We start from the raw sequence: 25,637 nt of genomic DNA, 5'->3' as shown, positions 1-25,637 counted from the left end.
AACCTCATGAAAAAATGGCCTATCCTGCTGCTGCTGTTAGTCTGCAACGCGCCGCAGGCAAAAATGCTTACCGATATTTTGCAGCGCAAGGTCACGGTGCCGGACAATCCGCAGCGCATCGTACTGGGCGAAGGACGGCTGCTCTATACGCTGGCGCTGGTGGAACAGGGCAACCCGCTGCGGCGCGTGGCGGGCTGGCCTGGCGATCTGCCGCATTACGATCGGCAGACCTGGGCACGCTACAGTGCCGCTTTCCCCGCCATCAAAAAAATTCCCCTGATTGGCGGTGCTAATCCGGGCCAGCTCAGCGTGGAAAAAATCATCGCGCTGCGGCCGGATTTGGTGATCCTGCCGCTTTACGCCAAAAAGCCTGCGGCGCAGGACAGCACGCTGATGCAGCTGGACGCGGCGGCCATTCCGGTTATCTACGTCGATACGCGGGTAGATCCGCTGAAAAATACCGTACCGAGCCTGAAAATTTTGGGTGAGGCGCTGGGTGACCAGCAGAAAGCGCAGCGCTTTATCGCCTTCTATCAACGGCATATGGCGCTAATTCATGACCGGCTGCGTCAGGCGGCTCCAGTCAGGCCGCGCGTGATGCTGCAACTGCATATAGGGCGGCGGGAAGTGTGCTGTACCACGGTGGGACACGGCAATCTGGCCGATCTGCTGGCGTATGCGGGCGGCGACAATATTGCGGCCGGTCAGTTTAGCAGCGTATTTGGTCAGCTAAGCGCGGAGGCGGTGCTGGCTGCCCGTCCCGATTTCTTTTTGGCAACCGGCCTGGGCGATGCGCAGCAGCCGCATCGGCTACAGCTTGGCCCACAGGTCGCGTCGGCCACGGCAAAGCAAAGTTTTTCGCAGGCGCTGGCGAGCGAGCGGGTTATCGCCCAGCTGGCGGCCATTCGTCAGGGCCGAACCTTAGCCGTGTGGCACAATTTTTATCTGAGCCCGTGGCATCTGCTGGCGGTCGAGGTTATTGCTAAAACGCTGCATCCGCAGCTGTTCCACGATCTGGAACCGGCCGACACGCTGCGTGAAATGAACGAGGAATTTTTGCCGCTGCCGGAAACCGGCACCTACTGGACAAGCGGCGAAAAAAGCGGAAGGTGAAAGAAAAAGCCCGCGGCTGCGGGCTTTTAAACTGACTTGCTAATGCAAACCTGTAGGCTTACTCGTTAATGCGGGGATGCTGGTTAATCAGATGCTTACGCTTCTCTTCCAGCTCGGCGATCTGCTCGCTAATATCTTCGATCTTGCTCTCGATATTGTCGTGATGCTCCTGCAGCAGCTCTCTTGCCTCGGCAATATCAGAGGCGGCAGGCGTTGCACCACGCAGCGGCATATTGGCCGTTTCCTTCATCATGATACCGGTAATCAGACCCACAACCGCTACCACCATCAGATAGTAGGCTGGCATATAGAGGTTGGCGGTGTACTCCACCAGCCACGCCGCCAGCGTTGGCGTCAGGCCCGCTACCAGAATAGATATATTGAAGGCGCTGGCCAGCGCGCTGTAGCGAATATGGGTAGGGAACATCGCCGGCAGCGACGAAGCCATTACGCCCGTAAAGCAGTTCAGGATCACCGCCAGCAGCAGCAGACCGGCGAAAATCAGGCCCATCACGTTACTGTTAATCAGCATAAAGCACGGGATCGCCAGCAGCAGCAGCGCAATACTGCCGATAATCACAAACGGGCGACGGCCGAACTTATCGCTCATCAGGCCCATTACCGGCTGCACGAACAGCATACCAATCATAATCGCGATAATAATCATTACGCCGTGATCTTCGGAGTAGTGAAGGTTATGCGACAGGTAGCTGGGCATATAGGTCAGCAGCATGTAGTAGGTGACGTTGGTAGACAGCACCAGACCGATACAGGCCAGCAGGCTTTTCCAGTGTTTGGTAGCGATGTCCTTAAACGACACTTTCGGGCCGTCGGCCAGACCTTCGCGATCGCCCTGTTCCAGTTTCTCAACGTGCTGCTGGAACGCAGGCGTTTCTTCCAGCGCGTTACGCAGATAGATGCCGATCAGGCCCAGCGGCAGCGCCACGAAGAACGGAATACGCCAGCCCCAGTCAAGGAAATTCGCTTCGCCGACCACGGTAGAAATCAGCACCACCAGGCCTGCGCCCGTCACAAAGCCGACGATAGAACCGAAGTCCAGCCAGCTGCCCATAAAGCCGCGCTTGCGGTCAGGCGAGTATTCGGCCACAAAAATAGAGGCACCGGTATATTCGCCGCCTACCGAGAAGCCCTGCGCCATTTTACACAGCAGCAGCAGGATGGGCGCCCAGATGCCGATAGAGGCATGAGAAGGTATCAGGCCGATACAGAAAGTACTGACCGACATAATGACAATGGTAATGGAAAGGATTTTCTGACGACCATACTTATCGCCCAGCGCGCCAAAGAACAGGCCGCCAAGCGGGCGGATCAGGAAAGGAACGGAGAAGGTCGCCAGCGCGGCAATCATCTGCACGCCAGGGTCGGCGCCGGGGAAAAATACCTGGCCCAGCGCATAGGCGACAAAGCCGTATACCCCAAAGTCAAACCACTCCATAGCGTTACCGAGCGACGCTGCGGTAATGGCTTTGCGTAACCTGGCATCATCAATGATCGTTACGTCTTTTAAGCCAATCGGCTTAACACGCTTCCTACGTAGCTTCATATAAAGCACCCTGTAATTGACTGTTTCCCGGAAAAATCTTCCGCTCCGCTCGCGCCGCCGCAGCGGGAAAGCAGAGCGAATAGCGTACGGGCTTTCGCCCTGTCGACGGAGATAAGTAGCAAATTTGTTCGTTCGTTAACAAATATCCGTCTGCTTTCAGTATATCGTTTCTGCGCTGTGTAACATAATTTCTACCTGAAATTAGATTGTGTAACCAGCGGTTAACGGACGCAACCGCGCCCTCGACGCAGCCGAAAACGCCAGAAAAATTCACGGCGAAGGCCAGCCAGGTGAGGGGGAATAAGAAGACATTGCCCACTTTTTTATAATGAGATTAAGTCAGGCTACCTGCCAATATTAGTATTGCGCCTGCTGGCTCGATCGGTAATACTGCCGTTCGCAGTCTTGCGGGGGGGTAATGAATAATAAAAAACACGTTCATTTTAAAAACTATTGGCTGGAAAGCACAGAAGCTAATTTAAAATTCTTCCGGCCTCAGCAAACTTTTCTCCTTAATAACGGTAGGGTTTATTCACAAAAACAGATAAAGCCTGAGAGTGGAGAAATTACAGACAAAACAGGGTCTGAAGAACGCGCTTTGCTAATGGCTAAGTGGCCAGGCTTGATGCGAATGAAATTTATTCAATGTATTGATAACATTAGGTTTATATTAAAGTATCGCTTCCTGAAATATCAGCGAAAAAGCTATTGGGATATATATCAGGAGCACCAGCAGGTTTCGTCTCAAATTATCACAATGCTGGCCAGGATTAATGAACGGACGAAAGCCCGGTACGAAGAGGCAGGGATAACCCATAGCGAACAAAAAACGTTCCCCGAAGACGACGCCGTCAGGATTGCATTGCGGGCGGCGCTAAAGCTACGTAAATGAAATTGAAAATCGTTACGCTTTTTCGCCGTCGGCGTTAATTCAGCCTGTATCCGACTATTTAAACCAGCGGGCGTTGACCTTCCTGCTGCATCCAGGACATAAATAGCCGGTTGTCCATTGGGCGGGCGTAATAATATCCCTGAATAAATACTACTCCGCGCGCCTGCAAATAATGAAGCTGAGTGGCGTTTTCTACGCCCTCCGCCACAATCTTCAGCCCCAGCTTGTGGCTTAGCGTGATGATGGCGTCCAGCACCGGCGCTTCGCCCGTGGTTGATTCGATGGCATTGACGAAGCCGCGGTCGATTTTCAGGTAATCCAGCGGGAAGGTTTGCAGATAAGAGAGCGAGCAGTGGCCGGTGCCAAAGTCATCAATGGCGATATGAATACCTTCATTACGCAGCAGCTGGAGCTTTTGCACAACGTCTTCTCCGTCGGAAAGCAGGCTGCGCTCGGTCAGTTCCAGCGTGATATCCGGTCGATGTATCGCCATGCCACGAGCAAAATAGCGGATATCCTCGACAAAATCGTCGTGCTGGACGTGCGCGGCGGCCACGTTAAGCGCCAGACGGAAATCCGGCGGCAGGCTCCACTGTTTGGCATCCTCCAGCACCAGCTCCATCAGATGGCGGGTCAAAGGTATGATCATCTCTTCCGCTTCCGCCGCGGTGATAAACATATCTGGCCTTACCCAGTGGCCGTCGGGCCGCTGCCAGCGCATCAGCACTTCAGCGCCGCTGGCTTTACCTGTAACCATATGATAAACAGGCTGATAATTAACGGAGAATTCGCGATGCAGTATGGCTTTCCGCAGCTGGTCGCGGGGAGAAAGTTTACGCTTCAGCCAGTTGTTGGTCACGGTCATCAACAGCAGCGACAGGATCAGCGCCATCGGCACGAAGGTAAACAGACCCTGACGCCAGGTAAAGGCAATATCGCTGGCGGGCGAGGTCACCTCGACGCCGATAGGGTAGCGGCTGGAACGTTCGCTGAGCGTCACGGGCTGGAGCAGTCCCGACGGCTGATTGCCGTTTGCGCCGCTGCGCAAGGCGAAGCCGCCACCGAACTGTAGCCGGATACTGTTATGCTGGCTTTTGCCGACCGCGCTCATCACATCCAGCAAATACTGGCCGTCAACGATCACAAAAGCGCCGGAATGCGCGGGCGTATCGTGCATAAAAATCACGGCGGGCCTGTCTCTCACCGCCCAGGTTTGGCTTAACGAAAGCATCCACTTCGCTTTTCGATCCGTCGGCGGCTGACGCTGAATAACGGTAGCGATATCGTTATGTATCCCGCCGAATGCGGAAGAGCAGGTTATGCGACCCTCACGCATAACGCCTATTGAGCGAAAATAGGGAGACAGCGCCGCATACTTTCTCAGCTCGTCATTGATCTCTTCGCAGGGTCTTTTCGGAAACGCCTGAAGTTCGTCAAGGGTATCCCAGGCCCGGTCGCCGATTGCTTCGGCATGCGCCAGCAGCATACCCGCCGTCGCCGCCTGCTGGCGCTTAACGATCTGTCTGGCGTCGATAAAAGTAAAGATCAGACAAAGGAGCAGCGGCACTATGCCAGCGACCGCCAGCAGCACGCCTCTTTTTTCACTGCTTCTTTTCGGCCGATCCATTCATTGTCCTCTGTTAGCGGCATCCCTGCGCCGCCTGAAAAGGTAAAGGTAGCATGGCGCGGAAAAAAAAATCAGGTGCGCCGTCGCTTAGCTAATTTTATGCAATTTATTCTCAGATTGATCGTTTCCGCCATACGTTTCTTCTGTGTCAGGATGCCCTGGCCCGGCTTCGGGCTTCCATCACGCTGTATTCAGGAGGATTTTATGAGTGGCGCACTGCATTCCGCCGAATCGCTTCGCGCGCGTATTACCGACGCGGAGTGGCAGGCTCGCGTCAAACTGGCCCAGTGTTACCAGCTGGCCGCGCGGCTGCGCTGGACCGATCATATCTACACCCACTTTTCGCTGCGGGTGCCGGGCGACAAGCCGCATTTCCTGATCAACGCTTACGGACAAACCTTCGACGAAATTGCGCCGGAAACGCTGGTGAAAGTCGATCTGGACGGCGAAATCATTGACGATCCTGTCGGCTCAGGCATCAACCCGGCTGGCTACGTTATCCACAGCGCTATTCACCGCGCCCGCCCGCACACGCACGCCGTGCTGCATACCCATACGGCGGCGGGCATTGGCGTGGCGGCGCAGAAAAACGGTCTGCTGATGATTTCGCAGCACAGTATGCGTTTTTACCGCAGGCTGGCCTATCACGATTACGAAGGCATCGCGCTGGATCTGGATGAACAGCAGCGTATCGTCACCGACCTGGGCGATCTGAACGCGCTGATCCTGCGTAATCATGGCCTGTTGACCTGCGGTGAAAATCTGGAAGAGGCCTTCTACAACCTTTATTACCTGGAAAGAGCGTGCGTGGCGCAGCTGGCGGCCCAGTCTGGCGGCGCAGAGCTGAGCATTGTGCCCGACAGCGTGGCCGAAAAAGCCGCGCGGGTTTTTGATAACGGCATAAAAAATAAAAAGTATCTGCTGCACTGGGATGCCTATATTCGTCAGCTGGCGCGTAACGCGCTTTAAGGAAAAAAGATGAAAGCGGGAAAAAGCGCGCTGGCGCTGCTGCTGGGCATAAGCCTGATAGCCAGTGCGGCAAAAGCGGAAAAAGTGACGCTGGTACTGGGCGACCAGGCGCGGAATCTACGGTCGCTGGTGGAGGCTTCCGGCGTAATGAAAGACGCGCCTTATGACTACCGCTGGGCCAACTTTCAGGGCGCCGCGCCGCTGTTTGAAGCCCAGCGGGCTGGCGCAGTGGATACCTCTTACGCAGGCGACCTGCCGGTGCTGATGGCGGCCTCGGGCGGCGTCGATCTGAAAATTATCGCCACCAACGTGGGCGACAGCGCGAGCAATGGGCTGATAGTACCCGCTGATTCACCGCTGCACAGCGTCAGGGATCTGGCCGGAAAAACGGTGATGGTCTCCTCCGCACGCGGCAGCATCTCGCAGCATTTGCTCTATGAAGCGCTGGAAGAGGCCGGAGTGCCGCAAACGGCGGTTTCCGTACGCTTTGTTCTGCCGACCGACGCCAGCGCCGCCTTTAATTCCGGCCAAATTGCCGCCTGGGCCACTTTCGACCCCTATCTTGGCATTGCTGAACAGCACGGCGCGCGGCTGCTGCGCGACAGCAAAGGGCTGACCACCTCGCTCTCGTTTGTCACCGCTACCGGCAGCTCGCTAAAAGATCCGCAAAAGCGGTTGGCTATCGCCGATTTCGCGCGCCGACTGGTGCAGGCTCGCGCCTGGGGGATAGCGCATCCGGTTGAGTATAATAAGGTTTATTCGTCGCTGACTCGTCTGCCGCCGGAAGTGTCGAAAGGCATTACCGGCCGTATTTCTCATGGCATACGGCCGGTTACGGCAGAGGATATCGCTAAAGTTCAGCAGGTTGCCGATCTCTTCTCCTCGCTGGCTATCTTGCCCAACAAGGTTGAGGTGCGGGCAATAACCGATACCAGCGTCTTTGACGCGCGCTGACGACTATTTTTGCAGTTTGGGTTTTGCCGTCCTCGGCGGTCTGCCGTTGCCCAGCAGGATCGCCAGTTTGCTGCCGCCCGGCGTGGTTTCCATCAGGATTTTACACACGCTGGTGAGCGGTACGGAGAGCAGCATTCCTACCGGCCCCAGCAGCCAGCCCCAGAAAATCAGCGACAGGAACACAACCAGGCTGGAAAGCCCCAGCCCTTTTCCCATCACGCGCGGCTCCAGCATATTGCCAAACACCATATGGATCGCGCTGAAAAGCGCTGCGACCAGCGCCGCTTCATACACGCCGTTTAGCAGCAGCGCCTGTAGCGTGGGCGGAATACCGGCAATAATAGGGCCGATATTGGGAATATAGTTTAAAACGAACGCCACTACGCCCCACATTAGCGCGAACTGCACATCCAGCAGCATCAGCACCAGCCAGACGGAAAACCCGGTAATCAAGCTAATCAGCGTTTTCAGCGCCAGGTAATGGGTAACGCCTTTCAGCGCTTTATGCAGCCCGGCGATGCGAATTTTAGGATTGATCAGCGCGAAACGCAGCTTGTAGGGCAGGTGATGCACTTCAAACAGCATAAACACCACTGTCATAATCAGCAGCACCAGGTTGGTCAGCGCGCCGGAAAACTGGCTGAGGATCAGCGTCGCCATGCCCATAATGGCGTTGGGATCGAGCCGCGCCGCCAGGCTGTTGGTAGAAAGATTAATATGAAAAGGCGCGGCAATATGTTGAAGCTGCGCCAGCCTTTGCGTCATTTGCTGCTGAAGCTGCGGATAAACGGTAGAGAACTCATCCGCCGAACCGGCAATCATCGCCACCAGCAGCCCGAATGCAACCAGCACCGCCGCGATCACCAGGCTGATAGCCATACCGCGCCGGACGCCGCGCCGCATCAGGATGGTAACCAGCGGGTTTAAAATAATGGCCAGAAACAGGGCCAGTAAAAAGGGAACCAGGATAGCCGATGCCGCCTTGATGCCGGCTAAAACCACGACCAGCGTCGCCATTTTTAGCAGCATATTCTGCCCCATCTTCTCCTGCTGTGGTGCGTTCATTCCTTCTCCTTCAGGCTTTTTGTGATTAAGTGTAGCGACTGTTTTCCGGCAGGCTTCTGATTTCAGGAAAGGTCTCAGAACCGGGATATTTTGTTCAACGCAGAGCAGGATACGTCAGCAATAGCTGGTCTGGCTGCAGGCCGTGTTAAAAATAGCGTGCCGCATAATTTATGCACTGGCCGCCTGCGGGCCGGGAAATCAGGTTATAGTTATTATTCATGTCATTTCGGACAGGATATTCTTCGCTATGCCTGAACAACCCGCCCCGGAGGCTCCGGGCGCTTTACGTCTGAATCTGCGCATCATTTCCGTTGTGATTTTCAATTTCGCCGCTTATCTGACTATTGGCCTGCCGCTGGCAGTGCTGCCTGGCTATGTCCACGATGTGATGGGCTACAGCACATTTTGGGCTGGATTAGTGGTAAGCCTGCAATATTTCGCCACGCTGGTCAGTCGTCCGCACGCGGGGCGCTTTGCCGACCTGCTGGGCCCGAAAAGAGTCGTGGTGGCTGGGCTTTGCGGCTGTCTGATCAGCGGGCTGTGCTATGCGCTTGCCGCGTTAACCGCAACGCTCCCGATGGTTAGCCTGCTTTTGCTTTGCTTTGGCCGGATCGTGCTTGGCATAGGGCAAAGTTTTGCCGGAACCGGCTCCACGCTTTGGGGCGTCGGCGTAGTGGGATCGCTTCATATAGGACGCGTAATTTCCTGGAACGGCATTTTCACCTATGGCGCGATGGCGATTGGCGCGCCGCTGGGCGTGGGCATTTATCGCTGGGGCGGCCTGCTGCTGCTGGCCAGCGTGGTAACGGCTATCGCGCTGCTGGCGGTGCTGATGGCGCTGCCGCGACCTGCCGTCAAAAGCAGCAAGGGCAGGCCGCTGCCTTTTCGCGCCGTGCTGGGCAAGATCTGGCGCTTCGGTACCCTTTTGGCGATGGGATCCGCCGGCTTTGGCGTGATCGCTACCTTTATTACGCTCTTCTACCAGGACAAAGGCTGGGACGGTGCGGCCTGGGCGCTGACGCTGTTCAGCGGCGCTTTTGTCGGTACGCGCCTGCTGTTTCCCAACGCCATTAACCGGCACGGTGGACTGATGGTGGCGGCGGTCTGCTTTGCGGTAGAAGCCGTTGGTTTATTTCTGGTCTGGGGTGCGGCGGATCCGTGGATGGCAAAGCTGGGCGCGCTGCTGACCGGTGCCGGCTTCTCGCTGGTTTTCCCGGCGATTGGCGTGGTGGCGGTGAAGGCCGTGCCCGCGCAGAATCAGGGCAGCGCGTTGGCAACCTATACGGCCTTTATGGATCTTGCGCTGGGCATCACCGGGCCGCTGGCCGGGCTGGTAATAAGCTATGCCGGCGTCCCGGTTATTTATCTGGTTAGCGCGCTGCTGGTCTGTCTGGCGATGTTGCTGACGTTGAAGGCCCGTCATGCAACAGCGGAAAGCGCCTGAGCAGCGTTTCCGTTGCGCAGGGCGCCAGATACGGTTGAACATTGTAAATATTATGCAAAAGACTTTTTGATCAGGCGCCAGGGCGCGGCGTTGAGTGGCTGTCGATGATGCATGTTGCGCGGGAAGGTTGTTGATAACGCTCGTCACGCGGAAAGCTGTCGACGCCGCGTGCTGCGTGGGAAAGCTGTTGATACCGCAAAAGCGCTAAAAAAAGGGCGGCCATCAGACCGCAAGATACGACACAGATAAAAGAGAGGGAATCAGGGGCAGAGCGCAGCCACAGCACCGGGCCGCGCGCTAAAAAATTTTATGCCTGCAACAGCTGAATGCTTTGACGGATTTCCCGCTCAATATCCGCAGCGCGCCAGTTTTCCATAACAGAAGAAAAAGGTTCCAGCGCGTACACGCCCCGATACCCCATGCGTTCCAGGCGCTGTACCTGAGCCACGCTTCTCAGCAGGTCACCTTCACTCAGCATAATGCGTTCTTCGTCGGTCAGTTCCGCCGTTGGCCTTGTATCCTCGACGCCCGAAAGGTGGACCAGGCCAATATTGTCGATATCGATCCCGTTTTCAAATTCCGCTTCCGCCTTTTCGTACAGATGATGGTGGAAGGTATCCACTAACAGGCGGAAAGGCACGTTGGCATCGCGGATTAGCGCCTGGGCGTGGACGGCGGAACGCAATGAACTGATCGGAAAGCCGAGAGGCTCAACCAGGCCTTCAATGCCATATTGCTCAAACAGCGGCGCCAGTTTTTTCAGCGCGCTGATAGTTTCTTCCGCAGAAATTGGCGTACCGTCATTTAACGGACAGAGCACCAGCGCTTTTGCGCCTACGCCCCTGGCGTCCTTCAGCAGCGCTTCCGTTTTTGCCAGCAGGGCTTCGTCCACCTGGTTGAAAGGATAGACAGCGTTGATGGTAACAATTTCCAGACCGTATCGCTGCGCCAGCTCGCGCACCTCTTCGTGGCTCAGATTGTCCGTCACCTTGCCGCTGGACATATCGTTGCGCAGCTCAACCTTATTCAGACCGAGCCCGTGAACCAGTTTGAAAAATTGCTCAATGCCAAGGCCGGGAGCAATTTTACGGTTAATACAGATACGGGTTGGATCAATCGCCATCTTGCAGCTCCTGCAAAGTAAAAGAGATAAATGTCGGACTGTTGGCAAGGGCTTTGCCTGGCCTGCACCATCAGCAATCAGACCAGCCCCGATAACCTGAACTTTCAGCCTGTACCGCGACCTGTCGAACGTTGTGCAACAGAAGAACATTTATTTCATTAATGGGGAATGATGAAACTTAAATTTTTAGATCTTCCTCGCAAAATTTCGTTTTGAGCAGGCTTTATACATGAAATCCCGCTCCTTCCGGAGCAAGTGAAATCAAATGAATGCGCGAGGAAAAAAGCCTCTATTAAAGCTCCTGGCCCCCATCAGCACTGGATTCTTTATTTTAACGCTCCGCGCTGACGCAGCATAAAATCAGCTGGCAGCGCAAAAAGAAAAATGCGATCTATGCCGCTAAAAACAGATTTTCTAAAGTGGAATATTTGAAAAATTTATTCCAATATAATAGTGTCTTTGCACGCATTCGGGAGTTGTCCGGTTGGGCCGTCCGCTAAAAGGCAGCCGCCCACAGGGAATACCACCATTTAAGAGGCCAGAACATGACTATTACAGGAAACTTTATCGGCGGAAAAACGTCTTTGAGCGCCAGTAACGAAACAATTCCGGTTTACGATCCGGCGACCGGCAAACCGGTGCGTGAGGTGACGCAAAGCACGGCACAAGAGGTCGCTCACGCCATCGAAGTCGCGCATAACGCCTTTGAAGGCTGGTCCCGCACATCACCGCTGCGCCGCGCCCGCGTCCTGTTTAATTTCAAGGCCCTGATGGAGCAGCATCGCGACGAGCTGGCTGCGCTAATCGTTAGCGAGCACGGTAAAGTCTGGTCAGACGCGCTGGGAGAACTGACGCGCGGTATGGAAGTCGTGGAGTTTGCCTGCGGTATTCCTCATTTGATTAAAGGCGAAAATTCGGCGGACGTCGCGACAGGCGTGGACAGCTATTCGCTGATGCAGCCGCTGGGCGTCGTCGCCGGCATTACGCCTTTCAACTTCCCGGCGATGGTGCCGCTGTGGATGTTCCCTATCGCGCTGGCCTGCGGCAACACCTTTGTGCTTAAGCCGCCGGCGCTGGATCCCTCCGCCTCCGTGCGTATGGCTGAACTGCTGACGGAAGCCGGCCTGCCGGATGGCGTCTTTAACGTTATTCACTGTTCCAATGAAGATGCTGAACAGCTTTATACCGATCCGCGCGTTCAGGCCGTCAGCTTTGTTGGCTCTTCGGGCGTGGCAGAACATATTTATAAAACCGCAAGCGCACATGGCAAGCGCGTGCAGGCCTTCGGCGCGGCCAAAAACCATGCGATTGTCATGCCGGACGCGGATTTAGACGCCACGGTCAATGCCATTATGGGCGGTGCCTTTGGTTCTGCGGGCGAACGCTGCATGGCGCTGCCGGTAGTGGTCGCGGTGGGCGATGATACGGCCGATAAGCTGATTGCCGCGCTGACGCCGCTGGTCAAGGCTCTGCGTGTCGGGCCCGGCATGCAGAAAGGCAGTGAAGAAAACGAAATGGGGCCGGTAGTTTCCGCCGCACACCAGAAAAAAGTGCTGGGTTATATCGACAAAGGGGTAGAGGAAGGCGCGAAACTGGTTGTCGATGGGCGTAATTTCCAGGTGCCGGGCTATGCGGAAGGTTACTACGTAGGCGGAACGCTTTTTGATAACGTCACTGCCGATATGGTTATCTGGCGCGAAGAGATTTTTGGCCCGGTGCTGAGCATCATGCGCGCGCCGGATTACGAGACGGCGCTAAAACTGGTTAACAGCCATGAGTTCGGCAACGGCAGCGCGATCTTTACCAGTAACGGTCATACAGGTCGCGACTTTGTACGCGAGGTGCAGGCGGGCATGGTAGGCGTTAACGTACCGGTTCCCGTACCGATGGCATTCCACAGCTTCGGCGGCTGGAAGCGTTCCGTGTTTGGTGCGCTGAACGTTCATGGGCCGGACGGCGTGCGTTTCTACACCCGAATGAAAACCGCGACCGTTCGTTGGCCGAGCGGACAAAAGACCGTTTCTGAATTTAGTATGCCAACGCTGGGATAACGCATAAGGAGGAGCACCATGTCATTGCTGTCCAAAGCACAACGTCCGGATGCGCAGGGACGTATCCAGCAGATTACGCCGGAAAGCGCAAACTGGCGCTATGTCGGCTTCGAGGCCTGGCAGCTGAAAAAGGGCCAGACCCTGCAGCTGGAAAGCGGCAGTCAGGAGCTGTGCCTGGTGCTGGTGGCCGGGCTGGCGTCGGTAAAAACCCGCGACGCAGAGTTTCCGGATATCGGCAGACGCATGTCGCCTTTTGAACGCACGCCGCCTTACTCCGTTTACGTGCCGCATAACGATCGGGTAGAGGTTCGGGCCGATTCCGATCTGGAACTGGCGGTCTGTCGCGCGCCTGGCAAGGGTAACCTGCCGGCACGCCTGATTGCGCCTGGTGACGTGGGCGTGGAGAGGCGCGGAAAAGGGCGCAATAAACGGCTGGTGCATAATATTCTGCCGGATGACCAGCCCGCTGACAGCCTGCTGGTGGTCGAGGTGTATACCGACGAGGGCGATACCAGTTCTTATCCCAGCCATAAGCACGACAGGGAGGATTCAGAAACCGAAACCTATCTGGAGGAAACCTATTACCACCGTTTTAATCCGGAACAGGGCTTTGCGATGCAGCGAGTCTATACCGACGACCGCTCGCTGGATGAGTGCATGGCGGCCTATAACCACGATGTGGTAATGGTGCCGCGAGGCTACCATCCGGTAGCGACTATCGCCGGTTACGACAATTATTACCTGAACGTAATGGCCGGGCCGGTTCGCCTGTGGAAATTCAGCTGGGAAAAAGATCATGCCTGGGTAAACAGCGAAGATTACCCGCGTAAAGAAGGTTAAGAACCCTTTCGGGTGGCCGCTCGCCACCCGTTTTATCTTTTCACCCTGGCTTCCGGCTATTTTACCTCTTCCTGTTGTGCTTGCTGGCGTAATCATCAAGCCTGACCTTTCTGACCTTTCTGACCTTTCTGACCTTTCTGACCTTTCTGACTGTTCTGGCCATCCTGACCGTTTTGACCGTTTTTCCGCTAAACGATATGGCTTGCCGGTACGGGTCACGCACTCAGTCGCTCCTGGTCGTGTTTGAGCCGTGTCGGTCAGGGATAAGGAATATAAATATGTCGGCACAGGCTATCGGTATCAAAATACTGCGTCACAACTTTGACAGCATGGCGATACGCAGGGGCTAATATTTATTCTTTCCTGAAGCCAGCCTCTGCAGCTGGCTGCTCTCTGGATAAGATGCCAGAAATAGCGGCCTCAGGTTAATTGCTACCCGGTTTTAGCTGTACGAATTTTTCAGCCGGACTGACTTTCCTGCACGTCTGGCGTTCCTTTGATGGTGTTAAACACAATATTCAGCAGCACGGCAACCACGCAGGCGGCGCTAATGCCGGAGTGGAAAATCGTTCTGATCCAATCCGGGAAGCAATCGTAAAACGTGGGCATCACAATGGGGATCATGCCAAACGCAATAGCCGTTGCCACCACTACCAAATTCATCGTGTCTTTATAATCGACTTTTGCCAGCGTACGAATACCGGATGCCCCCACGGTACCGAACAGTACCACGCCCGCACCGCCCAGTACCGGAGCCGGAACGGCTGCGACTATCCGACCCAGCACGGGCAGACAGCCAAGCAGCACCAGGATAATGCCGCCCGCCGCCACTACATAGCGGCTTTTGATGCCGGTAATGGCAACAAGACCGATGTTCTGTGCAAATGCGCTTTGTGGAAAGGAGTTAAACAGCGGCGCGAGCGCGCTGGCTAACATATCCGCCCGCAGACCGCTGGCGATACGTTTGCCGTCGACCTCCGTGTCGATAATCTCGCCAATAGCGATCAGTCCGGCAGTGGTTTCCGTCAGCAGAACCAGCACGATAAGCGTCATGGACAGAATGGCCGCTACGTTAAAAACCGGCAGCCCAAAGCTGAGGATACCCGGTAGCGCTATCATCTCGCCGTGCAGGACATCAGTAAAATGCGCTTTGCCGCTGACAAAGGCAAACAGCGTGCCCAGAACTATTGCCGCCAGAACGGCCAGTCTTTTCATCGCGGCATTACCCACGCGATGAAAAAGCAGCACCAGACCTAAGGTCAGCGCGGCCAGCCCGATATTGCCTGGCGATCCCCATTCCGGCGCGTCGGCATCGCCACCCATCGCCCAGCGGGCGGCAACCGGCATCAGCGACAGACCGATGACCGTAATCACCGTCCCGGTAACGACGGGAGGGAAGAAGCGGATGACATGAGCAAACAGCGGCGCAATCAGCAGGCCAATCAGCGACGAGGCTATTACTGCGCCAAACACTACCGGTAAGCCACCGTCTCCCGCCACCAGCGCCATCATGGTCGCCACGCCCGCAAAAGAGACGCCCTGTACCAGCGGCAAACGGGAGCCAAAGAAGGGCACGCCCAGCGCCTGCAATAAGGTGGCACAGCCGCTGACAAACAGCGCAGCCGTGACCAGCATGCCCAGTTCGGCAGCATGCAGCCCCGCTGCCGAGCCGATAATCAGCGGCGGCGCGATAATGCCGCCATACATCGTCAATACGTGCTGCAATCCCCAGACAAAGGATTTGCCTACCGGATAAAGTGTATCTTCTGGCCTGACGCGATCGATGCTCATAACAGTTGTCCTTTATCGGGGAGTAGCCCCGTTACTGTCTGCCTTGCAGGCCGCGATTTCACACTGCCTGCGGAAGAAATGCTGCGGCGGCAGCGAGGTGGCAAAGCGACAGACCACCAAAGCGCAGCCGGACGGCACGATAATCCGTTTACCGGCTATGCCAGACGCCGTGCCGATGGCCAGCGGCACGGCATACCAGCACATGCTCCAGGCCAAAGAGGGTCGGGTGTCCGGCGGGCAATACCCGATCGACAGGCGGCGCAGAAACCGGAAGCGGTTCAGGACGAGCGACAGAAGCGTTCATTAATGTATCTCCCTTACGGCTGGGAACGCACCCGGCTACGATTCGAAGGCGTACAGATCTACAGCTTTGCCATGTTTTGCCACAGCCTGGCTGCGGCTTTGCGCGCCCGCGCATAGAGCGGTGCAATGTCGGAGGGGAACTGACGATCTTCATAGACCAGCCGGCCGGCGATAATGACGCTGTGCACCGCCGCGCTGTTAAGTCCAAAAGCCAGATGCCCGGCGAGATTTTCCGCCTGCAACGGCGTCGGTGAAACGTAGTCGCAGATGGTCAAATCGGCGGTATAGCCCGCCGCCAGCTGACCAAAAGGTTGGGCAAAATTACGCTCCAGCAAAATATTGCCGTTATGCAACATGCGCAAAAAGCTGTCAGGCCAGAGCGGGCCGCCCGCGTCCCGGTGTTTGAAATAAGCGAATTTCAGCTCCTCAAACATGTCGGCACCGATACCGTCGGTGCCAAGCGCCGCCAGCTGGTAATCAGCCAGATGATGGTTGTAGCCGACATGATTGTTCATGTTGGATCGCGCATTGTGCGCCAGGCAGGCGCTACGCTGGTTCAGCAACGCAATCTCATCGGCCGAGAGCCAGAGTCCATGGGCGATAAGCGTTTTCTCATCCAGCAGGCCGAATTTATCAAGGCGGGCAATAGGATCCATGCCGTATCTGTCGTGACTGTGTGAAACATCGTAACGATCTTCCGCTACGTGGATATGCAGGCCGCGCCCCGTTTCCTGCTTCGCTTCGGCCAGCATCGTCAGGCCGCTGTCCGGCACGGTGAAGGGAGCGTGCGCGCCGATATGGCATTCCACCAGGCGCTCTTCCAGGCTATCGTTTCGCCGGGCGTCAATCAGCCGGGCAAAATCGATATTTTCCGCGATGCCTGCTTCCAGCTCCTTCAGGCCGCCGTTGCGATCCGTGGTTTCAAAACAGGTCATGCCGCGCAGTCCGGCTTCAATAAAGCCGCGCCGCAGGATCGCCAGCGATCCTTTGATAAGATTTGGCGAAGCATGATGATCGATAACCGCAGTGCAGCCGTGGCGGATGGCCTCCAGCGAACAGATCAGGCCGCTGTAATAGAGCGACTCTTCATCCAGTGCGCGATCCAGCCGCCACCAGAGGTTTTTTAACGTAGAGATAAAGTCCGGGCAGGGCGCTATCGGCGCCATGATCCCCCGCGAGAGGCCGGAGTAAAAATGATTATGCGCACAGACCAGCCCTGGCATAACCAGTTTGCCGTGCAGATATTTGCATTGCGCATGAGGATAATCCGCCGACAAATCGCCGCCGACGGCAATAATTTTTTCGCCATCGATGGCGATATCACCGTTTTCGACAACCCGGGCGGGATTGAAATTTATTAGGGTGCAGTTTTTTAGCAGCAGCATGGTTATTCCTCCACTCTGCTCAGCAGATAAGAATGCTGCTGACGCGTGTAGCTGATGATGCGGGCCATTGTCTTTAAGTCTTCAGGCAGCGCTTCCGTGATTTCGCCCCGGTCGTCAACGTTTAGCTGCCAGACACGGTTGTTCAGGCGTAGCCGCACGCTCTGCTTATCCAACAAAAATCCGGGGTTGCTGCTGTTGTCAAAATCATCCTGACGACTGAACAGGGTAATCTTGTCCTGATAAGGTTTGCCCCGCCACGGGCAGAACTGTGCGCAGTTGCCGCATTCGTTGCAAAGCGCATCCAGATGCAGGATCTGTTGACGACTGCTGAAACCCGGCACGGCAAGCGCGACGTTGGCACGGTTTGGACAGACATCAACGCAGCGCGCACAGACGTAGTTGCATTCCAGGCATCGGGCCGCTTCCTGCCTGGCAAAAGCTTCCTGGTCGTCTGCATCAATCTGCCGTACGGCAACAATGCCGCGTCGCTGATAAATGGTGAGGGGATTGCTGTTCAGCCAGCGCTTGTGCTCGTCGTCGCAGTGGATATTTTCCCGCTGGAGGATAGTGCGGGTCGCTTTACGGGCGTCGCCAATTGCGGCCACGACCGAAGCGGGGCCGCTCTGTACGTCGCCGATTAAAAAAACGTTCGGCAGGCTGGTTTCCAGCGTATGCGGGTCAACGTCAACCTGCCCGGAAGCGGAGAGCGGCAGGCCGATTTGCCGGAGTATTTCGCCGTCCGGTTTTTCTCCGGTAGCGGCTATCAGGGCGTCAAAGCGTTGGTTCAGCGTTTGTGATGTGGCTAACGGACGACGGCGCCCCTGTGAGTCAGGTTCGCCGGGCTGCATCACTCGCAGCGTCAGGCCTCCGTCAGGCGTAAAAGTTTCCGGATTCACCAACGTCATAAACTGCACGCCATCCTGCCTGGCTTCCGCTATCTCTTCCGGCCAGGCGGGCATATCCCGCTCTTCCCGACGATAAAGCAGCGTTACCGATCGCACGGCTGGCACCTTCAGCGCGGCCCTGGCGCAGTCCATTGCCGTATTGCCCGCGCCGACTACCGCCACATCGCCCTGAATAGCCGGATCGACTCGCTGCTGGTTAAATTGCTGCAAAAAGCCAAAGGCGTCGAACACGTGCGGATTGCCGCCTGCCAGCGACAGCGCGTTGCTTTTTCTCGCGCCAATACCTATGCAGATCCAGCGGAAGCCCTGCTGACGAAGCTGCTCAAGCGTCAGATGAGGGTCACAGTTGAAAACGAACCTCACGCCGTGGTCGGCAATAAACTGAATGTCCTGCTCAATCAGGTGCGCCGGAATGCGAAAACGCGGCACGATATGCTGCACGATGCCGCCTGGCGTGGCTTCCCGCTCAAACAGCGTAACCGGATGGCCCGCCCGCGCCAGAAAAAAGGCGGCGGCAAGCCCTGCCGGGCCGGCACCCAGGATCGCAACGGGGTGTTTATCGCCCGAGCCTGCCGGTTTGTGCCAGCGTTGACGATAGGTCTCCCAGCCTTTTTCCAGCACAATTTTTTTGATACGCCGAATATTCAGCGCATTGTCGTAATCCAGTCGGGTGCAGTTGTTCTGACACTGATGGTCGCAAATATGGCCCGTAATGGCCGGTAGCGCATTGCGTTGATAGATAAGATCCAGTGCCTCGACATAACGGCCTTCTCCCGCCAGCCGCAGGTATTCCGGAATATCCTGATGAATAGCGCAGGCGGTGACGCAGGGCGCGACATAGCAATCCGTCAGCGGCAGCGGGCCGCCTACGTCTATCTGCTCGCGAGATTTCCATGACTTTTGCGCCCATTGGGCGGACAGGGCATCATCAGCCAGCTTTTGCAGCCCGGCAACATCGATGCACTGGCGTTCCCAGCCCTGACTGTTTTCCAGGATTTGCGCGCAGGTCTTCAGCCGCAGATAGCCGCCGGGCTTGAGCAGGTCGGTAGCCAGGGTGATCGGTTGGATGCCAGTCGCGAAAATATCGGCGATATTGTACTGGCTGGCACCGCCCGAATAGGAGATGGGCAGCCTGCCGGCGAAATGGGTTGAAAGCAGCGCCGCAACGTTAATCGATAGCGGATAGAGGGCGCGCCCCGACATATACATCTCTTCGCCCGGCAGGCGATGCTTATGATTACGAGCGCCCAGCGTATTGGTCAGTTTTACACCGAAAGTCCGCTGTTTTTCCCGCCCCAGCGCCATTAATCTTTCAAGCATTCCCAATGCTTGCCCAAGCGGCAGATCGTGGCTGAAAGACGCCTCGTTCAACTCGATATAGTCAAAACCATTGTTATCGAGGATCTGACGCACGCGCTGATATCCCAGCAGCGTGGGATTCAGCTTAACAAAGGTGTGCAGCTGCTTCTCTGTCAGCATATAGCGACAAATAGACTCGATTTCGTCAGGCGGGCAGCCATGCATGGTGGAAAGCGTCACGCTGTTGACCATGCGGCTGGAAATGCGTACGGGCAACGCCTGTAAATCAGCGGGCTGGGCTTTTTGCAGCAGCTGCCAGTCGCCCTGAGTAATAAAACGCTGCAGCTTTTGTTGATAAAGCGCGAATTTCTCATTCTGAGCGGCGTCCAGCATCTCATTGATAAAGGTCTGCATAGCGGGCTGCTTTATGCCCTGCAGGTCGTAGCCGACGCTCATATTAAAAATAAAAGAGCGTTTTGCGCCGTCGCGCCGTGGCGTATAAATCGTTTCCAGCAGGTGCAGGATAAACCAGGCCTTCAGGTATTCGTCCCAGGCCTTCTTCAGCGTAAATTCGGTGGACCACTCGGTGTTAAAAGCTTCGTCGCTGGCATCAATACAGGGCTTTTCAAGCTCCAGCCTGTCCAGGATCTGCACGGTTTTCAACTCGATAAAACTGCCGCCGGTCAGCCAGGACACGATGATATTTTGCACCAGCTGCGTATGCGGCCCGGCGGCCGGGCCGACAGGCGTGTCGCAGCTTTCGCCAAACAAAGCGATTTGGCGACGCGGATCCCGTTGATAAAATTCCGTTTCCGGGATGCCGAAAATCGAACGATTCTCTTGATATTCCGCGCAGGTTCGCATCAAAAGTTCATCGAAAGGGATGGGACGCATGATGTCACCCATAAGTAGCTCCTTAATGCTGCTGAGCGATGCCGCTCGTGTAAACAAATGCAGTTTTGTCAGTGCTTAGCAACAAGTGAGCCAGAGGCGTTTAGCGATGTCTTTTCATGCAGGTTTCGTGACACTATTCGCAAAATCATCGTCTGCCTGCCCGTAGAAAAGCAGGTAGTGAGAATGAGTAGCATCCAGAATGGCCAGGCCTGGCGCGACATGGGGAAATCTTCGCAATATAAGAACGTAAGCTCTCATTATGAGAAGGCTTGCCCTGGCCAGTTGCCCGTCGCGCTGAAAAAAGCGGCACAACGGTTGCAGCAGACTAAAAGATCCACATTCAGGAGAAGGAGGTGAGCCTGTCTGCTATAGCCAGCCGTCTGGGGAAGGAAAACCGCGCTTTTGCGCTATTACATGTCGTCGAGAGTCGCGGCTCTGCACCGCGTCACGTAGCCACCATGCTGGTGCGAGAATAGGGCAAAACGGACGGGACGATTGGAGGGGGAATGATTGAACATCTGGCGCCGGAAGAGATAGCGGTAAGCATTGTGGCCGCGCCGATCCGACGCATCGGCGGCAGGGCAGGCCTGAAACAGCCGCCGATGCGCGCTCTGCCGCTACTGTTGAATAAGCGTGCCGGTCTGGCCAACAATCCCTTCTCTGGCCTTAGAAAGCAGCGTAATCAGGGCCTGACGGCCAGGCTTTGATTCGGCAAACGCGACGGCCGCTTCGACTTTCGGCAGCATCGAGCCTGGCGCGAACTGATTATCAGTAATATGGTGCAAAGCTTCCTGCGGCGTCAGCGTGTCCAGCCAGCGCTCCGTCGGCTTACGGAAATCGATAGCAACTTTTTCGACCGCGGTCAGAATAATCAGCATATCCGCATCGATATCCTGAGCCAGCACCGCGCTGGCAAGATCCTTATCAATAACGGCATTTGCGCCCTGTAGATGATTTCCCTGGGCGACCACCGGGATGCCGCCGCCGCCAGCGGTAATCACAATCTGACCGGCTTCCAGCAGGGTTTTTACCGCGCGCGCTTCGACGATCTCCAACGGTTTGGGCGAGGCAACTACCCGTCGCCAGCCGCGCCCGGCATCCTCCATCAGCAGCATCCCTGTTGATTTCAGCTTGCGCGCCTCCTCTTCTGACAGAAAAGAGCCGATCGGCTTGTCGGGATGAGTGAAAGCGGGATCGCGCGCGTCCACGCGCACCTGCGTGATCAGCGATACCACGTTTTTATCCATGTTCTGATTAAGCAGCGCTTCCCGCAGCGCGTTTTGCAGATCGTAACCGATATATCCCTGACTAAGCGCCACACATACCGACATCGGCAATACCGGAGAATGCGCCGCCGTGTGGGCCGCCGCTTCAAAGGCCTGATGGATCATCCCTACCTGTGGGCCGTTGCCGTGGGTGATCACCAGCTCGTGGCCTTCGGCTATCAACGCCACAATGGTTTCCGCCGTATTCTGCACGGCCTGCATCTGCTCCATCAGCCCCGCGCCAAGCGCGTTGCCGCCCAGCGCCAGTACTATCCTCTTTTTCATAGGTGACTCCCTGTTACAAATGGCTTGCGAGAAATAAAGCGGCCGTGTCCTGCCTGACCGGTAAAGCGGCCTTCCCGACAGACCACTGTTCCACGTGAAAGGGTCATAACCGGCCAGCCCTGACAGCAGAAGCCTTCATAGGGCGTATAGTCGCCGTTATCATGCAGATCGGCATGGTGGATAATCTGCTGACGTCGGGGATCGAAAAGCACCAGATCGGCATCCGCGCCGGGCTGTAGGCTGCCTTTTTCCGGCCACAGACCAAACAGTTTTGCGGGCATCGTGCTGGTTAGCGAAACAAAGCGTGAACGGCTGATACGCCCTTTCATCACGCCTTCGGAAAAAAGCAGGGCCAGGCGATTCTCTACGCCCGGCAGGCCGTTGGGGCAGCGGGTAAAATCGTTGGCCGCCATCTGTTGGCGTTGCCGGTAAGGAAAATTGCAGTGGTCGGTAGCCAGGGTATCAATCGCGCCGTTGGCGATACCAACCCATAATTTATCCCGCTCGCTGCATGGCCGCAGCGGCGGGCTGAGGATGTATTTCAGCCCGTCAGGCCGCAGGTAGCGGTTGATGTCCAGCAGCAGATACTGGGGGCAGGTTTCTGCCCATACCGGCTGGCCGCTGGCGCGCGCCATACGGACATAATCCAGCCCGAGGCCGTTGGAGAGATGAACGATATATAAAGGCGCATTGTCCGCCAGCCTGGCCAGGTTGATAGCGCGCGCGATCGCCTCCGCTTCGCAGGCCAGCGGACGGCTGTGAGCGTGCCAGACGGGCGCCGTTTTCCCCTGTTGCTTAAACTGCTGTCGTCGCCAGCGTATGGCCGCATCGTTCTCCGGGTGCACCGTGGCCAGCGCGCCCGCTTCGTTAAGGCGCTGCAGCACGTTCAGGACATCTTCATCATGCAGCATATAATCGTAGGTCAGATAAAATTTGAAGCTGCTGATCCCCTCATGCTGCGCCATCGGCGCGATCTCCTCCAGAATTTGAGGCGTCACATGCTGGATCACGCCGTGAAAACTGTAATCGATAACTGCCTCGACCGCGTCGCGATGATATTTCTCCAGCTGGTGGTGCAGCGTGCAGCCTGGCGGGCCAAAGCCCATATGATCGACAATAGTGGTGGTACCGCCGCAGGCTGCGGCGCGCGTACCGGCAAAAAAGTCGTCGCAGCTCTGCGCGATGCCGACGTCGATATTAAAATGGGTATGCACATCCACACCGCCCGGCATTACCAGTAGCTCACGAGCGTCGATAATGTTCATGGTTTCGTCCGCCTCGATTTGCGGCGCGCGACGAACGATTTTTCCCTGCATGATCAGCAGATCCTGGCGGTATTCCCCGGCGTCATCTACCAGGGTGCCTCCCTTCAGTAACGTTTTCATCCCCGTCCTCCTGTCGACGCCGGTTGCCGTCAGGCCTGCTGCTGTAGCCAGGTCAAAGGCGTGGCGGCATAGAGTGCGGCGCAGGTGACCAGATGCGCTTTCCAGGTTTTTTCATTCGGCGCGTGGGCTTCTGGCTCTTTACCTGGCCCAAAGCCGATAACGGGAATGCCATGACGTCCCATAATGGAAACGCCGTTGGTGGAAAAGGTCCACTTATCCACCACCGGCTCGCGTTTAAACAGGCCCCGATAGGCCGCGCTAAGCGTTTTGACGGTGATGTGGTCAGGCTCCACTTTCCAGGTAGGAAAGTAGCAGTCGGTTGGGTAGACCAGCCCCGTCCAGGAAGGGCGCTCGTAGGTATAAAGCGAGACTTCTGCCTTAGCCGATTTAACGGCAGGCAGAGCGCGGATCTCCTCCAGCGCGTTTTCCCATGTTTCGCCCCAGGTGAGACGACGATCGATGGAAATGGCGCAGCTGTCTGCGACGGCACAGCGGCTGGGCGAGGTGAAAAAGATTTCCGAAACGGTCAACGTGCCTTTACCCAGGAATTCGTCATTGCCCAGCTTGCCGGACAGCGCCTGCAGCTCGGTCAGGATGGGCGCCATTTTGAAAATCGCGTTATCGCCGCGTTCCGGCGCAGAGCCGTGGCAGCTGACGCCCTGTACCTCTACCCGTATTTCCATGCGGCCACGGTGTCCGCGATAGATTTGACAGTCGGTAGGCTCCGTACTGATGACAAATTCGGGCCGGATATTCATCTGCTCAATAAGATATTGCCAACAAAGGCCGTCACAGTCCTCTTCCTGAACCGTTCCGGTAATCAGCAGCGTGTAGTCGTCTTCCAGCCGGAGATCCTTGATGATCTTTGCTGCGTAAACCATTGCCGCCATGCCGCCTTCCTGATCCGAGGATCCACGCCCGCCGATCAGCTCGTTATCCTCCATGCCTTCGTAAGGATCGAAACGCCAGTTTTTGCGATTGCCGATGCCCACCGTGTCGATATGGGCGTCCATCGCCAGCAGGCGTGGGCCGTGACCGATATAGCCCAAAATATTTCCCATGGGATCGATCTCGATTTTATCGAACCCTACTTTTTCCATCTCCTGACGTATGCGCGCGACCACAAGCTTTTCATCGCAGCTTTCGCTGGGAATGGCGATCATCTCACGCAGAAAACGCGTCATTTCCGGCTGGTATTTATTTGCCAGAGCAAGAATATCGTCGAACGGAACGGATTTCATGGTTAACTCCTGTTAATTAAGCGGTAATGCCGTCTTTTCCTTCCCACACCACTTCCCGGTAGTGCTGAGGATCGGTGTCGCCTTCGGTGCTGAGCAGCAGCACGCGCGAAGCCGGGGTAAGCCTGAATTTTTCTTTTAGCGCCTGCGACTGAGGATGATGCAGAACGGCAGCCAGCACGCCTGCGCTGACCGCGCCCGATTCGCCGGATATAATGCGTGGATCGTCGCCCAGCGGATTACCCAGCACGCGCATCCCCAAAGCGGCGACGCGATCTTCGCAGGAGATAAACTGCCGGGCGCAGCCGCGCAATAGCGGCCAGCCAAGCGGATTTGGCTCGCCGCAGGCCAGCCCGGCCATAATGGTATTCATCTCGCCGCCCACGTTGACCATTTCGCCCCGTTTGGCGGAACGAAAGAGACAGTCGGCTTTGTCCGGCTCTACGACCACGGCATGCAGGCTGGCGGCCTCGTATACGTCGCACAAATAGCCGAGCACGCCAGCAGCCATTGCCCCCACGCCCGCCTGCAAAAAAACGTGGGTCGGCGAAGTGCCCAGCGCCTGCATTTGCTCTACGGCTTCATCCGCCAGCGTGGCGTAGCCCTGCATAATCCAGGTGGGTACCTCGCTATAGCCTTCCCAGGCGGTGTCCTGCACGACTTTCCAGCCCTGCTTTTCGGCATTGCGCATGGTCAGACGCACCGTGTCGTCGTAGTTCATTTGGGTAACGATGCACTCGGCGCCCAGGTCGGTAATATGTTTGACGCGGGCGGGCGAGGAGCCTTTAGGCATATAGATAACGGCATGTTGTCCCAGCTGGCGCGCCGCCCAGGCAACGCCGCGCCCGTGGTTGCCATCTGTGGTGGTGGCAAACGTCATGGGTACGCGCTGCTGCTGACGAAAGGCGGCAAAGGAAAATTCGTTAATATCGCTGCCGGTTTCTTTGCAGAGCAGGCGGGCAATAGCCCATGCGCCGCCAAGCATTTTGAAAGCGTTCAGACCAAAGCGTTGCGACTCATCCTTAACCAGGATTTGTTCAACGCCGAGCGCGGCGGCCAGAGCGGGCAAAGAGAGCAGCGGAGTCGGACGATAGCCCGGCAGCTTGCTGTGAAAAGCCCGTGCGGCCCTGGCGGTGCGGCGGTTGAACAGGTCGGAACGTTCAGGCGCATATGCCGCGTTGTCTTCAATAACCATTTTTAACTCGAAGCTGGACATAGCTGACCTTTCCTCAAAAAAGTGATCGG

The 25,637-nt window shown here is 56.4% G+C and carries 20 protein-coding genes; 8 read left to right on the top strand and 12 right to left on the bottom strand.

The genetic code is table 11. The features are described from left to right. Nucleotides 1-6: 6 nt before the first annotated feature. Nucleotides 7-1,113: an ABC transporter substrate-binding protein gene (locus ACA373_RS19030; RefSeq protein WP_370734965.1), complete on the top strand. Its 1,107-nt coding sequence runs from the start codon at nucleotides 7-9 to the stop codon at nucleotides 1,111-1,113. Between the two features lie 58 nt (nucleotides 1,114-1,171). Here the strand turns inward: ACA373_RS19030 and proP are convergent, their stop codons facing one another. Beyond that, the gene (gene proP / locus ACA373_RS19025) at nucleotides 1,172-2,677 is read right to left on the bottom strand and encodes a glycine betaine/L-proline transporter ProP (protein ID WP_253457366.1); all 1,506 of its coding nucleotides are present in this window, start codon (nucleotides 2,675-2,677) and stop codon (nucleotides 1,172-1,174) included. 418 nt (nucleotides 2,678-3,095) lie between these two features. Between proP and ACA373_RS19020 the strand changes: the two genes are divergently transcribed. Continuing rightward, complete coding sequence (locus ACA373_RS19020; RefSeq protein WP_301253340.1) at nucleotides 3,096-3,569, top strand: hypothetical protein; 474 nt, start codon at nucleotides 3,096-3,098, stop codon at nucleotides 3,567-3,569. Between the two features lie 58 nt (nucleotides 3,570-3,627). Here the strand turns inward: ACA373_RS19020 and ACA373_RS19015 are convergent, their stop codons facing one another. After that, complete coding sequence (locus ACA373_RS19015; protein WP_301253339.1) at nucleotides 3,628-5,196, bottom strand: EAL domain-containing protein; 1,569 nt, start codon at nucleotides 5,194-5,196, stop codon at nucleotides 3,628-3,630. Nucleotides 5,197-5,400: 204 nt separating this feature from the next. Between ACA373_RS19015 and ACA373_RS19010 the strand changes: the two genes are divergently transcribed. Further along, nucleotides 5,401-6,165, top strand: a complete 765-nt coding sequence (locus ACA373_RS19010; RefSeq protein WP_369896126.1) for a class II aldolase/adducin family protein — start codon at nucleotides 5,401-5,403, stop codon at nucleotides 6,163-6,165. 9 nt (nucleotides 6,166-6,174) lie between these two features. Next, the gene (locus ACA373_RS19005) at nucleotides 6,175-7,119 is read left to right on the top strand and encodes an ABC transporter substrate-binding protein (protein WP_370734964.1); all 945 of its coding nucleotides are present in this window, start codon (nucleotides 6,175-6,177) and stop codon (nucleotides 7,117-7,119) included. 3 nt (nucleotides 7,120-7,122) lie between these two features. On the opposite strand, the gene ACA373_RS19000 is transcribed toward ACA373_RS19005, so the two are convergent. Continuing rightward, on the bottom strand, nucleotides 7,123-8,184 hold the full coding sequence (locus ACA373_RS19000; RefSeq protein ID WP_253457379.1) for an AI-2E family transporter: 1,062 nt from the start codon (nucleotides 8,182-8,184) through the stop codon (nucleotides 7,123-7,125). 247 nt (nucleotides 8,185-8,431) lie between these two features. On the opposite strand from ACA373_RS19000, the gene ACA373_RS18995 reads away from it, so the two are divergent. Then, nucleotides 8,432-9,628, top strand: coding sequence for an MFS transporter (locus ACA373_RS18995; protein WP_370734963.1), 1,197 nt, complete (start codon nucleotides 8,432-8,434; stop codon nucleotides 9,626-9,628). 307 nt (nucleotides 9,629-9,935) lie between these two features. Here ACA373_RS18995 and ACA373_RS18990 read toward each other — a convergent pair whose 3' ends face one another. Continuing rightward, nucleotides 9,936-10,751, bottom strand: coding sequence for a TIM barrel protein (locus ACA373_RS18990; RefSeq protein ID WP_370734962.1), 816 nt, complete (start codon nucleotides 10,749-10,751; stop codon nucleotides 9,936-9,938). Nucleotides 10,752-11,296: 545 nt separating this feature from the next. Here ACA373_RS18990 and ACA373_RS18985 point away from each other — a divergent pair. Both ACA373_RS18985 and iolB read left to right on the top strand, forming a co-directional pair. Then, nucleotides 11,297-12,802: a CoA-acylating methylmalonate-semialdehyde dehydrogenase gene (locus tag ACA373_RS18985; RefSeq protein ID WP_253457389.1), complete on the top strand. Its 1,506-nt coding sequence runs from the start codon at nucleotides 11,297-11,299 to the stop codon at nucleotides 12,800-12,802. A gap of 18 nt (nucleotides 12,803-12,820) precedes the next feature. Next, nucleotides 12,821-13,642 carry a 5-deoxy-glucuronate isomerase gene (gene iolB / locus ACA373_RS18980; RefSeq protein WP_253457391.1) on the top strand — a complete coding sequence of 274 codons (822 nt, stop codon included), beginning with the start codon at nucleotides 12,821-12,823 and terminating at the stop codon, nucleotides 13,640-13,642. Between the two features lie 459 nt (nucleotides 13,643-14,101). Here the strand turns inward: iolB and ACA373_RS18975 are convergent, their stop codons facing one another. The 4 genes from ACA373_RS18975 to ygfK form a co-directional block, all read right to left on the bottom strand. Next, nucleotides 14,102-15,433, bottom strand: a complete 1,332-nt coding sequence (locus ACA373_RS18975) for a nucleobase:cation symporter-2 family protein (protein ID WP_253457395.1) — start codon at nucleotides 15,431-15,433, stop codon at nucleotides 14,102-14,104. Between the two features lie 148 nt (nucleotides 15,434-15,581). Further along, complete coding sequence (locus tag ACA373_RS18970) at nucleotides 15,582-15,737, bottom strand: hypothetical protein (protein WP_253457399.1); 156 nt, start codon at nucleotides 15,735-15,737, stop codon at nucleotides 15,582-15,584. Between the two features lie 58 nt (nucleotides 15,738-15,795). Then, complete coding sequence (ssnA, locus tag ACA373_RS18965) at nucleotides 15,796-17,121, bottom strand: putative aminohydrolase SsnA (RefSeq protein WP_301251895.1); 1,326 nt, start codon at nucleotides 17,119-17,121, stop codon at nucleotides 15,796-15,798. Nucleotides 17,122-17,123: 2 nt separating this feature from the next. After that, nucleotides 17,124-20,231 (bottom strand): putative selenate reductase subunit YgfK, encoded by a 3,108-nt coding sequence (ygfK, locus tag ACA373_RS18960; RefSeq protein ID WP_370734961.1) that lies wholly within the window; start codon nucleotides 20,229-20,231, stop codon nucleotides 17,124-17,126. A gap of 341 nt (nucleotides 20,232-20,572) precedes the next feature. On the opposite strand from ygfK, the gene ACA373_RS18955 reads away from it, so the two are divergent. Beyond that, complete coding sequence (locus ACA373_RS18955) at nucleotides 20,573-20,695, top strand: XdhC family protein (RefSeq protein WP_301730938.1); 123 nt, start codon at nucleotides 20,573-20,575, stop codon at nucleotides 20,693-20,695. Between the two features lie 141 nt (nucleotides 20,696-20,836). Here ACA373_RS18955 and arcC read toward each other — a convergent pair whose 3' ends face one another. The 4 genes from arcC to ACA373_RS18935 are packed head-to-tail and all read right to left on the bottom strand — an operon-like array spanning nucleotide 20,837 to nucleotide 25,608. Next, complete coding sequence (gene arcC / locus ACA373_RS18950; RefSeq protein WP_253457411.1) at nucleotides 20,837-21,769, bottom strand: carbamate kinase; 933 nt, start codon at nucleotides 21,767-21,769, stop codon at nucleotides 20,837-20,839. Beyond that, nucleotides 21,766-23,154 (bottom strand): dihydropyrimidinase, encoded by a 1,389-nt coding sequence (gene hydA / locus ACA373_RS18945; protein ID WP_253457414.1) that lies wholly within the window; start codon nucleotides 23,152-23,154, stop codon nucleotides 21,766-21,768. The genes arcC and hydA overlap by 4 nt, the downstream gene beginning before the upstream one ends. A 29-nt stretch (nucleotides 23,155-23,183) precedes the next feature. Further along, nucleotides 23,184-24,395, bottom strand: a complete 1,212-nt coding sequence (locus ACA373_RS18940) for a YgeY family selenium metabolism-linked hydrolase (RefSeq protein ID WP_301730936.1) — start codon at nucleotides 24,393-24,395, stop codon at nucleotides 23,184-23,186. A gap of 16 nt (nucleotides 24,396-24,411) precedes the next feature. After that, a complete protein-coding gene (locus tag ACA373_RS18935; RefSeq protein ID WP_370734960.1) occupies nucleotides 24,412-25,608 on the bottom strand; it encodes a diaminopropionate ammonia-lyase in 1,197 nt (398 codons plus the stop codon). Between the last annotated feature and the right edge of the window lie 29 nt (nucleotides 25,609-25,637).

It is taken from the genome of Erwinia sp. STN24 (genome assembly GCF_041320675.1).
Lineage (GTDB): Bacteria > Pseudomonadota > Gammaproteobacteria > Enterobacterales > Enterobacteriaceae > Erwinia > Erwinia aeris.
The sequence above is the reverse complement of the archived record's forward strand: the minus strand, read 5'-3'. Positions and strand labels throughout refer to the sequence as shown.